Raw genomic sequence first — 241 nt, 5'->3', positions numbered from 1 at the left:
CCGTCAGCTTATTAACTCCCCCAAGGGTCTTTCATCCCTGATCCGTGAATGGCTACTCCTGATGGAGCAGAAGGGCAGTAATCTTGCACTGGAAAGTGAGCGTGCCAAGCGTGGTTTTGGTTTGATCCGCCTGCCACAACGGATTAAAAACACCCTGAAAAAACGCCATGGTGAATATTACTTTTCCCATGAAGTACATGAAACGATTATGGCATGTCTGGCGTGTAAATCCTGTGCCGGA

1 protein-coding gene is annotated in these 241 nt (G+C 48.1%); it reads left to right on the top strand.

All coding sequences use genetic code 11. The features are described from left to right. Positions 1–241: hypothetical protein (locus ACFVYJ_RS13910; protein WP_463255472.1), on the top strand; the 241-nt coding region annotated here is incomplete at both ends.

Origin of the sequence: Pontibacter sp. JAM-7, assembly GCF_048548695.2 — a bacterium.
Classification (GTDB): domain Bacteria; phylum Pseudomonadota; class Gammaproteobacteria; order Pseudomonadales; family Balneatricaceae; genus Neptuniibacter.
The sequence above is the reverse complement of the archived record's forward strand: the minus strand, read 5'-3'. Positions and strand labels throughout refer to the sequence as shown.